We start from the raw sequence: 237 nt of genomic DNA, 5'->3' as shown, positions 1-237 counted from the left end.
ATTATCACCCCCAACTCAATTATTCATCCGGCCAATAAAGGTTCCTACGTCAGGGCAAAGGGTATTGTTTTCAACGATTCTTTCGTACAAAAAAATATCCGCCATATGCATTACATCAATGAGATCATCTTCTTTTCCGATAGAAGCACTCCTATCCTGCGTCCAGGCATCGATGAAAGAGAAACTCTGAAGTTCCTGATCGATAAAATCAGTATGGCAGACGAACAGAATAATTAC

1 protein-coding gene is annotated in these 237 nt (G+C 40.1%); it reads right to left on the bottom strand.

Annotation, left to right across the window (positions count from 1 at the left end; all coding sequences use genetic code 11):
* Positions 1-15: 15 nt before the first annotated feature.
* Positions 16-237: hypothetical protein (locus ACPYOG_RS20735; RefSeq protein ID WP_481295943.1), on the bottom strand; the 222-nt coding region annotated here is incomplete at its 5' end.

It is taken from the genome of Leifsonia sp. HAY1-4F (assembly GCF_056755275.1).
This window is presented reverse-complemented; position numbering and strand designations above follow the sequence as displayed.